Source organism: Corynebacterium sp. CCUG 70398 (assembly GCF_024454055.1).
Taxonomy (GTDB): Bacteria; Actinomycetota; Actinomycetes; order Mycobacteriales; family Mycobacteriaceae; genus Corynebacterium; species Corynebacterium genitalium.
Genome location: NZ_JAGPYZ010000004.1, coordinates 152,854 through 165,972, shown reverse-complemented (window position 1 = coordinate 165,972; position 13,119 = coordinate 152,854). Strand labels below are relative to the sequence as shown.

Annotated in this window: 14 protein-coding genes; 9 read left to right on the top strand and 5 right to left on the bottom strand. The window is 62.7% G+C overall.

Annotation, left to right across the window (positions count from 1 at the left end; all coding sequences use genetic code 11):
• Window positions 1-127 precede the first annotated feature (127 nt).
• The 3 genes from KBX07_RS06610 to KBX07_RS06600 all read right to left on the bottom strand — a co-directional run bounded on the left by KBX07_RS06610 (window position 128) and on the right by KBX07_RS06600 (window position 2,379).
• Window positions 128-868 carry a hypothetical protein gene (locus tag KBX07_RS06610; RefSeq protein ID WP_255997251.1) on the bottom strand — a complete coding sequence of 247 codons (741 nt, stop codon included), beginning with the start codon at window positions 866-868 and terminating at the stop codon, window positions 128-130.
• A gap of 32 nt (window positions 869-900) precedes the next feature.
• Complete coding sequence (locus KBX07_RS06605) at window positions 901-1,098, bottom strand: hypothetical protein (RefSeq protein WP_156774793.1); 198 nt, start codon at window positions 1,096-1,098, stop codon at window positions 901-903.
• A gap of 72 nt (window positions 1,099-1,170) precedes the next feature.
• Window positions 1,171-2,379 carry a dicarboxylate/amino acid:cation symporter gene (locus KBX07_RS06600; RefSeq protein WP_256023503.1) on the bottom strand — a complete coding sequence of 403 codons (1,209 nt, stop codon included), beginning with the start codon at window positions 2,377-2,379 and terminating at the stop codon, window positions 1,171-1,173.
• Window positions 2,380-2,440: 61 nt separating this feature from the next.
• Here KBX07_RS06600 and KBX07_RS06595 point away from each other — a divergent pair, with 61 nt between their 5' ends.
• From KBX07_RS06595 to KBX07_RS06555, 9 genes are all read left to right on the top strand, one after another.
• Window positions 2,441-2,869 (top strand): SdpI family protein, encoded by a 429-nt coding sequence (locus tag KBX07_RS06595; protein ID WP_256023501.1) that lies wholly within the window; start codon window positions 2,441-2,443, stop codon window positions 2,867-2,869.
• A gap of 704 nt (window positions 2,870-3,573) precedes the next feature.
• Window positions 3,574-5,076: an anthranilate synthase component 1 gene (locus KBX07_RS06590; RefSeq protein ID WP_256023499.1), complete on the top strand. Its 1,503-nt coding sequence runs from the start codon at window positions 3,574-3,576 to the stop codon at window positions 5,074-5,076.
• Window positions 5,073-5,714 carry an anthranilate synthase component II gene (locus tag KBX07_RS06585; protein ID WP_256023497.1) on the top strand — a complete coding sequence of 214 codons (642 nt, stop codon included), beginning with the start codon at window positions 5,073-5,075 and terminating at the stop codon, window positions 5,712-5,714. The genes KBX07_RS06590 and KBX07_RS06585 overlap by 4 nt, the downstream gene beginning before the upstream one ends.
• Window positions 5,707-6,735: an anthranilate phosphoribosyltransferase gene (trpD, locus tag KBX07_RS06580; RefSeq protein WP_256023496.1), complete on the top strand. Its 1,029-nt coding sequence runs from the start codon at window positions 5,707-5,709 to the stop codon at window positions 6,733-6,735. The genes KBX07_RS06585 and trpD overlap by 8 nt, the downstream gene beginning before the upstream one ends.
• Window positions 6,725-8,158, top strand: coding sequence for a bifunctional indole-3-glycerol-phosphate synthase TrpC/phosphoribosylanthranilate isomerase TrpF (gene trpCF, locus KBX07_RS06575; protein WP_256023494.1), 1,434 nt, complete (start codon window positions 6,725-6,727; stop codon window positions 8,156-8,158). The genes trpD and trpCF overlap by 11 nt, the downstream gene beginning before the upstream one ends.
• Window positions 8,159-8,186: 28 nt before the next feature.
• Window positions 8,187-9,428: a tryptophan synthase subunit beta gene (gene trpB, locus KBX07_RS06570; RefSeq protein WP_256023492.1), complete on the top strand. Its 1,242-nt coding sequence runs from the start codon at window positions 8,187-8,189 to the stop codon at window positions 9,426-9,428.
• A gap of 2 nt (window positions 9,429-9,430) precedes the next feature.
• Complete coding sequence (gene trpA, locus KBX07_RS06565) at window positions 9,431-10,273, top strand: tryptophan synthase subunit alpha (RefSeq protein WP_256023490.1); 843 nt, start codon at window positions 9,431-9,433, stop codon at window positions 10,271-10,273.
• Window positions 10,270-10,659: a Rieske (2Fe-2S) protein gene (locus KBX07_RS06560; protein WP_256023488.1), complete on the top strand. Its 390-nt coding sequence runs from the start codon at window positions 10,270-10,272 to the stop codon at window positions 10,657-10,659. Before trpA ends, KBX07_RS06560 begins: the two co-directional genes overlap by 4 nt.
• Window positions 10,659-10,964, top strand: coding sequence for a hypothetical protein (locus tag KBX07_RS06555; RefSeq protein ID WP_005287756.1), 306 nt, complete (start codon window positions 10,659-10,661; stop codon window positions 10,962-10,964). Before KBX07_RS06560 ends, KBX07_RS06555 begins: the two co-directional genes overlap by 1 nt.
• A gap of 8 nt (window positions 10,965-10,972) precedes the next feature.
• Here the strand turns inward: KBX07_RS06555 and KBX07_RS06550 are convergent, their stop codons facing one another.
• Both KBX07_RS06550 and KBX07_RS06545 read right to left on the bottom strand, forming a co-directional pair.
• Window positions 10,973-12,451, bottom strand: coding sequence for an HNH endonuclease signature motif containing protein (locus KBX07_RS06550; RefSeq protein ID WP_256023486.1), 1,479 nt, complete (start codon window positions 12,449-12,451; stop codon window positions 10,973-10,975).
• Window positions 12,452-12,611: 160 nt separating this feature from the next.
• Window positions 12,612-13,091, bottom strand: coding sequence for a hypothetical protein (locus tag KBX07_RS06545; protein WP_256023485.1), 480 nt, complete (start codon window positions 13,089-13,091; stop codon window positions 12,612-12,614).
• Between the last annotated feature and the right edge of the window lie 28 nt (window positions 13,092-13,119).

The following is a 13,119-nucleotide window of genomic DNA, read 5'->3' as shown; positions in this document are numbered from 1 at the left end:
TGCAGGTGCGTTCAACGTGTATGCGAACATACTTGCATACGGACCCAGCAACACCGCTCGAAAGAACCTATCCGTTCGCTTGCATGTTCGAATCGATTGTCAATGAACGCTGGTCAGGGGGACAGTCTTAGAACGGGCGAATATCCACCCGCGCGAGAATCGCGTTGGTGCCCAAGCTTTCCTGGAGAGCGGCGTTGATAGCGTCGTCAGGCGCGCTCGTGAAGATGTGTCCCACCCACGCATCTTTGCCCGGGGAGAACCAACCGTCGCCATCCCCGGAGACGTTGAGCGCAGCATCGCGGATCCACAGCGGGCCGATGACGCCAGGGTTGGACAGAACGTCGAAGGGCTCCAACCGTGTGTGGGCGGCTGGGTCGAGTCGCTCGATCGCACCTTGGTACAACGCGGCCACTCGAGGCTCGTTGTCGGACCGCGACAAGAAGTACACGTTGGCCACGCGCATCCCGTCGGCCGGCGCATGGCGCAGTTTCAGCGGCTCGAACCCATCAAGGGTGCTGGGGTAGGGGTCATTATCCTCAAGATCACTGAGGAAGAAATGGTTGGCCAGCTGCTCCGAGGGCTCTTCGTCGTCGTCAATTGCTGGATCAACGCGCACAATCGTGCGCAGCTGGTAGAGGTCCATGCTCTCCGGGTCGCGCTCGCCCTCGTACGCGGCCTCAGTGCGCAAGTTCCACAGCTCGAACGCGCGGTCAGCGTCGGCGCATGGGCGCGGTGCGAGCGAATGCGTGACGACGCTCTCACCCAACCCCTCAACCCTCTCCCGGTAGCGCTGGAACGCGGAATCGACATCCTCCGGTCTGCAAATGAATGTGGTGGTGACAAGGCGGACGTCGGTTTGGCTGGCCATTTTTCTTCCAAGGTTCTTGTGACAAGTGTGCTTTAGAATCTCGATGAACTTCCAGCAGACGAGAATCCGGACGAAGAAACGCCCGGGGTCGTGCTTGAGGACTCACCGACGGAAACAGCGGCGTCGGATTGGGTGGGTACGTCGACCGTCGAAAAGCCGAATGCTGCACCTGCAGCACCCAGAAGGAGCGCAACTGCGGTAGCGACGGCGGCGCGCTTTGATATGGCCATGACTGCATCGTAATCCGAAAATGAAAAAGGCCGACGTTTCACGTGAAACATCGGCCTCAAGGCGGGGGAGGGCTAGGCGAGCTCTTTGACCTCTTCATCCCTGGACTCAAACTGGCCCTTGGCGAAGCGATCGACCACGAGGGCAATGGCGCCGTCGCCGGTGACGTTTGCGGCGGTACCGAAGGAGTCGATGACGATGTAGGCCGCGATCATGAGGCCGACCATGTTCTCGTCGAAACCAAGCATGGAGGCGAGCAGGCCAGTGGCTGCCATGATAGCGCCACCCGGGACGCCCGGCGCAGCGATCATCATGACGCCCAGCAGGAGGATGAAGCCGAGATAGAGGCCCGGGTTGACATCCATTCCCGCCATGTAGATGACGGCGAAGGCGTAGAGCGCGATCTTCATCATCGACCCGGACAGGTGGATCGTCGCGCACAGCGGCACGACGAAACCGGCGACGTTCTCATCGACTTTGTTGTTCAACGTGGATTTCAGCGTGACCGGAATAGTCGCCGCAGACGAGGAAGTGCCCAGGGCGGTGAAGTACGCGGGCAGCATGTTGCGCAGAGCGGTGAACGGATTGACGCCCGCGACGACTCCGGCGATCAAGTACTGGAGTACCAGCAAGATGACGGTCATGATGACGGACAGCACCAGCACCTTGCCGAAAGCCGCCATGGTGGAGGCCATGTTCTCGTTCATGCCCAAGTTCAAGAACATGCCGCAGATGAAGACCGGCAGCAGCGGAATGACAAAGGACGTGACCACCTTCATGATCACGCGCTCAAGATCCTTGGTGAAGGAGTAGAGAGTGTCGGACTTCACCGCAGTCATAGCCAAGCCCACGCAGAACGACAGGACCAGAGCGGTCATCACTGCGAACGGAGGATCGATCTCCACCTCGAAGAAGGGGGAGAGGGCGCCTTCATCAACGTCTTCAATATCGGTCTGCAACGACTGGCTGCCCAGCAGCCACGGGTACAGGGCAGCGGAGACCCCCCAGGCAGTAAGCCCTGAGATCACCGTGGAGCTGTACGCGATACCGGCCGTGATGCCGAGCCACTTACCGGCACCTTGGCCGAGGCTAGCGATCGCGGGCGTGATCAGCGCGAAGATCAGCACTGGAACGAAGAAGCCCAGGAAGTTGGAGAAGAGCCCGTTGAAGGTGACAAAAATGCGGGCGAGCCATTCGGGAAAGAAGAAGCTGCAGGCGATGCCGGCCACGATGGCCACGACAAGCCAGAACAGCAGCGACCTCGTGATCGACTTTGTGTTCATGCCTTCATTCTCCACCACCCGGACCACGAGAAAAAATCGCGTCCCGGTAAACTATGCCAGCATGTCAGCTGGCGTAATCATCGGAATTCTGCTCATCATCGCGGCCCTCGCCCTCCTCATTCCCGGAGTACTGGCGACAGCGGGCCGCCTGCCCGGCAACTCGGTCGTCGGGCTGCGCGTGCCAGAGGTCCGCAAGGATGAAGAGGTCTGGGACACCGCGCACAAAGTCGTGGGCCCGTTCCTCATTCTCGCCGGTGTGGCGCTCGCCTTCGGGGCCGCGTTCTCGCTCATCGCGCACGGGTGGCTGTGGGCCGCTCCGGTTCTGTTGATCATCGCCGCGGTGGTTGCGGTTGCCGTCGGCGGCAATCAGGGCGCGCGTACAGCCCAACTTGTCGACGAAGCCCGCACCCAAACCCCCGAGCCCGAACCCACCCCGAACGTCAACCTCGACGCACTGCGCAATGCCGCTAAGCAAGCCGACGAGAATTAGACGAGTTCCACTCCCGCGACTCAAGCTCGCGGAGCGCACCGTTGAGCGGCGATCCCGTTAACGGCAGTGCAGACAAATCGATTTCAGCCGCTGCTTTTAGAGCTATCTGGTTGGCGCTGTGCGCCGCCTTGAGCGGAAGGCCGATAGAGTCCGCGAATTCGTCCCAGTGCCGCGACCTTGACCATCGACCTCCGTCATCGCCGCCCGGAAATCGAGTTCCTCCAAGTTCCCGCGCAGAAGGGGCGGGGCAACAGACGGCGCTGTTTCACGTGAAACAACTTGAACGTCACCGGGGAGATCGTTACCGATGGCGAGGAGGAGGGAGAGCTCGTCGTCAAGGGAAGTCTTTATGGCCTTCCAATCCTTCCGAAACTCGGTGTTCTAGCGGCAACCATATACCCCGCAGTACCAATTCGGAAATATCTGTCGGAATCTGGCCCTGCGCGAGACTAATGCGTCCGAATACACCGGTTTTCCGAAACATCGTTCCGAAACGAGCAATATTCCTAAATCAGTTGCAGCCGGCCCGCCCCTGCCTTAGCCTGAATCTTGTGACTTCCTTCAACGCCCAGAATCAGTGGTGGTGGCGCGCATAGCTGCGCGCCGTAGTCAGTCACCCCTCTCGGCCCGCAAGCTTGACCCTCCAAGCGCAGCGGGCCTTTTTGTATCCAGCACAACCACCACAGCGAGTCAGAAACACCCCCATGAGCACATCCCCTCCACGCGTGACGCACATTGACGTCCGGTACCACGAGGACGCCTCCGTCCTCTTCCAGCACATCGGCGGCACCGAACTGTCAGACACGGTGCTGCTGGAGAGCGCCGACATCACCACGAAGTCGGGGTTGCAGTCGATGGCGGTGCTCGCGGCTTCACTGCGCGTCACGTGTAACGACTACAACGTCGTGGTGGAACCGCTGAGCCCGGAAGGGGAGAGGATCGCCGCCGACCTGGGCGAACAGTTGGCGGAGTTTGCTAGCGGGGACAACACGTTCACGTTCCCGCCGTCGTCAGCTGACGACGAGCGCGAGCGTCTCACCGCCCCCAGCACCGTCGAGGTTCTGCGCGCGCTGACACAACACCCGGAGTCGATGCTCGTTGGCGGGTTCGCCTTCGACTACCTGGCCACGTTCGAGACACTGCCTGAGGTAGGGGAAAGCACGAACACTTACCCCGATTTCCAATTCATTCTCGGCGAGATCGTCCTCACGATTGACCACAGGAATCAGACGGCGAAGCTGACGGGGATGGGGGACGTCGATAAGCAACTGCGGAAGTACGAAGAGCTGATCCGCGCCGCCTCCACCGAGAGATCCAAGATCGCCGGCGAAGAGAAAACGCTCACGGTGACGACGAGCTTGGATGACGCGGAATTCCGCCGCGATGTGGACAAGCTGAAGGACAATATCTACAGTGGCGACATCTATCAGGTCGTGCCGGCTCGCGCGTTCACGGCGGAGTGCCCGGACGCGTTCGCTGCGTATCAGTGCCTGCGCGAGACGAACCCGTCGCCGTACATGTTCTACGTGCGCGGCTTCGACCGCAACCGCGAGCCGTACGAACTCTTCGGCGCCTCGCCCGAGTCCAACCTGAAGTTCTCTGCACAGACGCGCGAGGTGCAACTCTACCCGATCGCGGGCACACGGCCGCGCGGGGCAACCCACGAGCTGGACACGCGCATGGAGCTTGAGCTGCGTACCGACGCAAAGGAGATCGCGGAGCACACCATGCTCGTCGACCTGGCCCGCAACGACATGGCCCGCGTCGCTGAGCCCGGCACCCGCCGCGTCCGCGAGCTGTTGCAAGTGGACCGCTACTCGCGGGTGATGCACCTTGTTTCACGTGTAACGGCGACTCTCGCGCAGGACCTCGACGCGCTCGATGCGTACCGCGCGTCCATGAACATGGGAACACTCACCGGTGCGCCGAAGCTTCGCGCGACGGAGCTCATCCGCGAGATCGAGGGCTCCCGCCGCGGGTCCTACGGTGGCGCTGTCGGGTACCTGCGTGGGGACGGGGAGTTCGACACCTGCATCGTCATCCGCTCTGCCTACGTCCGAGACGGGGTTGCCACCGTCCAAGCCGGCGCTGGCGTCGTCCGCGACTCGAACCCTCAGGCCGAAGCCGATGAGACGCTCCACAAGGCCTATGCCGTCCTCAACGCGATTGGTCTCGCGCAGAACGCCCGATTGGAGGTCATCCGATGAGCAAGCTCGTTCTCCTGGATAATCAGGACTCCTTCGTCTACAACCTGGTCGACGCGCTCTCCGGCTTCGACGCAACGGTCTTCCGCAACACCGTGTCCGTCGACGCGGTGTTGGGCGCCGACCCGGACGTCATCATCCTCTCGCCCGGCCCCGGCTACCCGGCCGACGCTGGGTGCATGATGGAGCTCATCGAACGCGCACTAGGACGCATCCCGATTCTCGGCATTTGCCTCGGCTACCAGGCACTCATCGAGCACTTCGGCGGCACCGTCTCGCCGTGCGGACCCGTCCACGGTGTGTCCATTCCCATGCGGCTCACGGATGACGGGCTGCAGAGTTCGCTTTTCGACGGTCTCGTCATCGACGGCGGACCCGAGCACCTCGAAGAGGGCCGCCTCGTCCCCGTAGCGCGGTACCACTCCCTTGGGACGGTAGATATCCCGGACGGGTTAGTCGCCCTGGCGCGCACGGAAACACAGGTCGGCGACGTCGTCATGGCAGCGGAGTCGGAGGACGGCATGTCGATCGGGCTGCAGTTCCACCCCGAGTCGATTCTTACTCCCGGTGGACCGATCCTGCTGGAACGGTGTGTGAAGCAATTGTTGGGCAAATCCAAGAAAGGTGGCAATGATGGCTAGTGACAAGGCATTGGAGACGTTCCGCTCCTTCATCGATAAGAAGGACCCGACCTTGGAGGAGGCTGTCGCCGTCTTCACCCCGTTGACCGTCGGCGACTACGACGATGTGCACATTGCCGCGCTGCTGGCAGCGGTGCGCACCCGCGGCGAGACGTTCGCCGACATTGCCGGTGCCGCCAAGGCCTTCCTCGCGGCCGGCCGTCCGTTCCCGATCACGGGGGAGGGACTCATGGACTCTGCCGGCACGGGTGGCGACGGCAAGAACACCATCAACATCTCCACCGCCGCTTCCCTTGTCGCCGCCGCCGGAGGCATCAAGATGATCAAGTGCGGCAACCGTTCGGTGTCGTCCAAGTCCGGTTCGGCCGACGTGCTCGAAGCGCTGAACATCCCCCTCGACCTCGACCCGGAGCGCGCTGTCCGCCAGTTCGACGCGTCCAACTTCACCTTCCTGTTCGCTCCCGCGTACAACCCGGCCATCGCGCACGTCCAGCCGGTACGCAAGTCGCTGGGCATTTCTACGCTGTTCAACACGCTCGGTCCGCTGCTCTCTCCCGGCCGTCCGGAGTACCAGATCATGGGCATCGCTAACCCGGCCCTCGGCCAGACGATCGCGGAGACGATGCGCGAGCTGGGCCGCGGCCGCGCCATGATCGTCCATGGTTCCGGCACAGATGAGATCGCCGTCCACGGCCCCACCGAGATCTGGGAGCTCGACCGCCAGGGCAACATCGAGCACTACACCGTCGAACCGTCCGACTTCGGCCTGCCCACCTACACCCTCACCGATCTCGAGGGTGGCAACGGGGACGAGAACGCCGCCGCGATCCGCGCGATCTTCGACGGCACCGCCCCAGATGCTCACCGCGACGCTGTCGCCGCCACTGCGGGCGCCATGTTCTACCTCTATGGGGAAGCCCCAGATTTCAAGGCAGGAACCGAGCGCGCACTGCAGTTGCTTAACGACGGCACCGTCCGCGACTGGCTCTCCACCCACGAAGGTGCAAACTATGCCCTCTGACCTGCAACAACGCGATCCTAGCCAATCTGACGGTCTTCCGACCGTTCTCGAGGGGATTGTAGAGGGCAGAAAACGTCACCTTGACGATATTCGCGGCCGCATCGCTCACGTGGATCCCGCCTCCCTTCCCCGCTCCGAGCGCTCCCTTTCCGATTCGCTCGCCCGCCCAGGCGCTCAGTTCATCATGGAGTGCAAGGCGTCCTCGCCCTCGCTCGGTACGATCCGCGCGCATTACGAGCCGGGTGCTATCGCCTCGATCTACTCCCGTTACGCCGCGGGCATTTCCGTACTGTGCGAGCCAGACCGGTTCGGGGGAGACTACGACCATTTGGCCACCGTCGCTTCGACCACGCACCTGCCAGTGCTGTGCAAGGACTTCATCATCGACGAGTGCCAGATCCACGCCGCGCGCTATTTCGGCGCCGACGCGATCCTGCTCATGCTCAGCGTGCTAGACGACGACACCTACGCCCGCCTTCACGCTGAGGCAGATCGCCTCAACCTTGACGTTCTCACTGAAGTCATCGATGAGGAGGAAGCTGCCCGCGCCACCAAGCTCGGCGCGAAGATCTTCGGCATCAACCACCGCAACCTGCACGATCTCTCGATCGATCTGGGCCGCTCAGCCCGCCTGGCTCCGCTCGCGCCCGAAGGTGCCCTCGTCGTCTCCGAGTCGGGCATCCGCAATGTGGAGACGGTGCGCCAGCTCGGTGGACACTCGGACGGATTCCTCGTCGGATCCCAGCTCACGGGCGAACCAGACATTGCCTGGGCTGCCCGCATGCTCGTGTACGGCCCCAATAAGGTCTGCGGCCTTACATCGTGGTCGGCCGCCCAGGCTGCCCGTGCGGCTGGCGCTGTCTACGGCGGCCTCATTTTCGAGGAAGCATCGCCGCGGAATGTTTCACGTGAAACAGCGGAAGACATCATTTGCCACGAACCCGGTCTGCACTATGTGGCCGTGAGCCGCCGTACCGAGAACTGGGCGGAACTCGTCTTTCCGGGCATCCACGCCGTGCAGATCCATGCGCCTTACCAGGGGAGTGTCGAGGCAGAACTCGACCTGATCGAGCGCGTCCGTACTGAATGCCACTCAGTTGACCCGCAGCTCAAGATCTGGCGCGCTGTTTCCATGACGGATGGAAACCCAGAGTGGGCGCAAGGGATCGTCGATAAGCTTGATGCGCTCGTGCTTGACGCTGGCGCCGGTGGCAGCGGAACCACCTTCGACTGGGGCCAGATCCCCGAAGGAATCAAGTCTCGCTCGCTCCTCGCCGGCGGAATCGGCCTGGATAATCTCGAGGATGCGCTGGCTGTGGGCTGCGCGGGGGTCGACCTGAACTCCGGGGTAGAGTGGTCCGGCAAGAAGGATGCGGGCAAGATCCGTCAAGCGTTCACCACAATCAGGAATTTCCATTACTGAGTTCGACTCAATACGAAAGGGAACACCCATGAGCACACTCCTACCCGCGTACTTCGGCGAGTTTGGCGGACAGTTCGTCGCCGAATCGCTGCTCCCGGCGCTGGACCAGCTGGAGCAGGCGTTTGTCGACGCGTGGAACGACGAGGAGTTCATGACCGAGTACCGCGCTCTGCTGCGCGACTACCTCGGCCGCCCGACGCCGCTGACGGAAGCGAAGAACCTCACCGCGGGCAACGACTATGCGCGCATCTTCCTCAAGCGCGAGGACCTCGTTCACGGCGGTGCTCACAAGACCAACCAGGTGATTGGGCAGACCTTGCTGGCGAAGAAGATGGGGAAGACCCGGGTCATCGCCGAAACGGGCGCCGGTCAGCACGGCACCGCGACCGCGCTGGCTGCCGCGCTCATGGATTTGGACTGCACCATCTACATGGGCACGAAGGACATGGAGCGCCAGGCGCCGAATGTGTGGCGTATGCGTCTCATGGGAGCGGAGGTCGTCGGTGTCGACTCTGGTTCTGGCACGCTCAAGGACGCGGTCAACGAGGCACTGCGCGACTGGACCGCAACGTTCCACAACACTCACTACTTGCTGGGCACCGCTGCTGGCCCGCACCCGTTCCCGACGATCGTGCGCGAGTTCCACAAGGTGATCTCGGTGGAGGCGAAGCAGCAGATGCTCGAGCGCACTGGCAAGCTGCCGGATGTGGTCACGGCGTGTGTCGGCGGCGGTTCCAACGCGATCGGCATGTTCGCCGATTTCATTGAGGAAGACGGCGTCGAGCTCGTCGGCGCTGAGCCTGGCGGCGAGGGCATGGAGACCGGCCGCCATGGCGCGGCCATCAACGCAGGCACGATCGGCATCCTGCACGGCTCCAAGTCCTACGTGATGCGCGACGAGGACGGCCAGATCACCGACTCCCTGTCCATCTCCGCCGGCCTGGACTACCCGGCGGTCGGCCCGCAGCACTCGCACCTCGCCCAGACGGGTCGCGCGTCCTACGTCGCCGTTCCGGACAGCGAGGCCGTCGCCGCGTTCCAGATCCTCTCCCGCAAGGAGGGCATCATTCCCGCGCTCGAGTCTTCCCACGCGCTCGCCTACGCTTTACGACGCGCCGACGAAGCCGCCAGCACCCGCACCCCCACAGACATCCTCGTCTCCCTGTCCGGCCGCGGCGACAAGGATGTCACGCATGTGCAGCAGACCCTGGAGGAGAACCCGGATCTCGTTGTCGATTTCACCACCGATGCAGCCACGGAGGGCAAATAACCATGTCGCGTTTTGAACAACTCTTCGCTGACCTCGAGGCGAAAAACGAGGGCGCGTTCGTCCCCTTCGTGATGCTCGGCGACCCGAACCCGGAAGATGCCATCGACATCATCTCTGCCGTCATCGAGGGCGGCGCCGACGCACTTGAGCTGGGTGTTCCCTTCTCCGACCCGGTTGCCGACGGCCCGACGATCCAGAACGCGCACCACCGCGCGCTTGTCTCCGGCGCGACCGTGGCCAAGGCGCTCGACCAGATTCGTGAGGTCCGCCGCCGCTACCCGGACGTGCCGATCAGCATGCTCATGTACTCCAACGTCGCCTACGTCCGCGGGTACGAGCAGTTCTACCGCGAGTTCAAGGAGGCAGGGGCCGACGCCATTTTGCTTCCCGACGTCCCCGTCCGCGAATCCGCACCCTTCGTCGCCGCCGCGACCACGGTTGGTGTTGACCCGGTCTTCATCGCCCCGGCGAGGGCAACCCCGGAGGTTCTCGAGGGCATCGCCGCGAATTCCCGCGGCTACATCTACGGCGCGTCCCGCGACGGCGTGACCGGCACCGAGCGCGAGTCCCAGACGCTCGGGCTGTCCGACGTGGTCAACAACGTGGCGATGTATGGCGGCGCACCGATCCTGCTGGGCTTCGGCATTTCCGAGCCGCACCACGTGTCCGACGCGATCGCAGCCGGTGCTGCCGGTGCCATTACCGGCTCCGCCATCGCCAAGATCATTGACGAGTGGGTGGGTGGCGACCACGACGAACCCGTACACATCACCGACATGGAAGGTCTCCGCGCCGAGCTGAGGGACTACGTCGCCTCCATGAAGGCAGCTACTGTTAAGGCATGACCGAGAACTCCCAGACCCCCCGTTGCTCACGCCGTCTGTTCCTCGTCGGCTCCGCCACTACCGTCGCGGGCGCGTTCCTCGCCGCGTGCGGCAAGCCCGCCACGGCTGAGATCGCGGCGACGCAGGTTCCGGTGGGGAGCGCTGTGATCGTCGATAAGCTCATCATCGCGCACCCGACGGAGGGCGAATTCCTCGCGTATTCGACGGTCTGCCCGCACCAGGGAAACCCGATTTCGCAGGTCAATGGCGATACCGTGCGCTGCCCGGCGCACGGGTCCAGCTTCGACATCGCCACCGGAGAGCCTGTCGAGGGCCCTGCCCAATCGGCTATGACCCCCGCGCCCGTCCGCCAAGAAGGCGACACTGTCGTGGCGGGCGGGGAATAATGGCGATTTACGTCCGCACCACCTTGACCGTCCTGGGCGCGGGATCCGTGGTCAACGTTGCTGAACTTGCCGAGCTCAACGACCACGAGTGCCGCATGGTGCGCATGATCGAGCTCACCCCGGACCACGTGATCATGGGCGCATTTATCGACGGCAAGATCGCCGGGCAGGCCAACGAACCCCTCGACACCGTCCCTCACCCGGACACCTACGACCAGTACGAAGGACTCGAGGCGGAAAGACTGCCCGCCGAGGACTTTGAGGGTCTATGGGCCGAAGCGCGGGCGAAGTTCCCGGAGCTTTAGGCGAGAATCTAGAAGGGCGGGGCGTCCTCCACATAATCTTTGGCCGATTCTTTGAGTGTGTCTTTGTGCGCTTCCTTAGGTCGGAACGGGAACTCCCGGCCGAACTCTTTCTCCAAACCGGCGATGGCAGTGAGGCACTCGTCGAGGGTTGTGGTTCCGGCGTCGTAGTCGTCGATAAGCTTGTGCCCGAGTGCGAAAAAACGGGTCTTTTTTCGGTGCAACCCCAAGATGTCTTCTAGCGAGTGCTGCCACTTTGGGGCCGTTGGCGTGACTTGAGAGTGAATGAAGCCTTCGGGGTCGGTGCGCTGGTACGTCCCGTCGGGGAAAAGCCAGACAAGCTCGCCGGTCACGGGATCGGGGATGTAATACGCCCTGCGGTCGGTTTTCATGTTGTGGTGGTGCGCGCAGAGGCTGAAAAGGTTCGATGCAGTGGTTTCCCCGCCTAAATCGAAGGGAACGCGGTGGTCGATCTGGCACTTCCAGGCCGACACCGTGCAACCGGGGAAGCGGCACGTGCCGTCGCGGCCGCGGACGTATGCCTTGATGTCCTCCGGTGGGGAGTAGCTGTTCACGGTGCGGGTGGCGGCATCGTCGAGATTCACAACTTTGACCGAGTTCTTGTCGGCGCTAGACAGCATGTGGTTGAACATCTCTGTGCCGGGCGCTGTGGTCCAGCCGAATCCGGGGAAGTAGGCAGGGGCCGCCGAGTTCAACGAACCATCCTCGGTCAGGGGAGTGTACGCGTAGATCTTGGCCCCGGGAGCTGGGGTGATCTCGCCATTCAGGAGCTTGAGGGCCGCATCGGATTGGGTCAGGCCGTGGGCGCGGGCGGTCTCGTCGATAGATGCTTTGGTGGCGGCGATGGTCGCATTGTCGCCGACCATGGTGAGGCCCGCAGTGCCCGTGCCTGCCATCGCTTCTTGAAAAGAGATCTCGCATTCACCCGGCGGGGGAGGATCCTTCTTCTCGCGCTTGTCCCGCTTCTTCTCGTTGTATGCCACCCTGGAATCGAGCTCCGCGATGAATTCACGCAGACGCCGCGTGATAGTTGTACGAGTAGGGAGGGGCTGATTCATCCGTGTCGGGGTGAATAGGGTGACCAACAGCTCGTCGATAGTGGAATAGACCTCTTCCGTGGCGTTGATACCGAGCTCCGCTATGCGGACGGCAATCGCATCGAGACGATCAATGTCCAGCAGTTTGGTCTCCTTCTGGAGCGCGCGGAGGCGGGGCAGATCCCGCAAACTCATGTAACCCACCACGGCCCTCTCGGCCGGCGCCCGGCGCAGGCCCGTGTACGTGCACAGGCCCGCGATCTCCCGGTCGAAGTCCTTCGAACAGACCGGCCCCTCCTCACCGTCACTGGACGCGTACCTGCCGAACATCGCGTACTCGCCCTCCCGGAACTGCCTCCCCGCAGCGGCGAGTGGATCGCTCGGATTGTCGGTTGCAAAAAAGGCCGACTTCTTCTTGCGCTCCTTCGTCATTGTTCCCCCTTAGCAGTTGTGTTCGAATGCTATGCACACATCATTGCATATGGGGTGGACACACACGTTCAACGTGCCCGACGTATTAGCTCCTGTGTTCGACCCAATGCGGAAGCCAGCAGCTCAGACGCCGCAAGAAAAACCTTCTTCGAACGGTGCCTTAACCGAAGACACCGGCCGTGTAGGCAGCAACGGCGCCACCGACCGCAGCCGTGATAACGCCAAGCGCGATCAACCAGTTCAGCGTGTTGCCCAGCTCGTAACCGCGGGCAGCGTCCCACTTCAACGAGCTGCCGAGCACGGAATTTGCGGACTGGTTTTGCTCGAACTTGCCGGCGTTGGCGGCCTCGCGCTCCTCAAGAAACTGATCGTCGTTAATGTCCAGGCCGTAAATCGCCTCGATGAGGGGAGCGATGTGCCCCATGCGCACGGCCTCCTCCCATTTCTGCCGCAGTTCCTCGTCGGTCGCGGTGCTCGAGGTCTCCTGGATGTAGGACGGTGAACTGAACTCCAACATCGGCTTGATGGAACTCGTGTCGTCAACGGGGCGGTTGACCTGGGCGTCGGCAGGCGTAGCAAGGCTAAGCGTGAGAGAGACGGCGGCGGCGGATGCGATAGCTGTGCGGAGGATGCGCTTCATACTGCGAAGCCTAAAACCCCACAGGCTT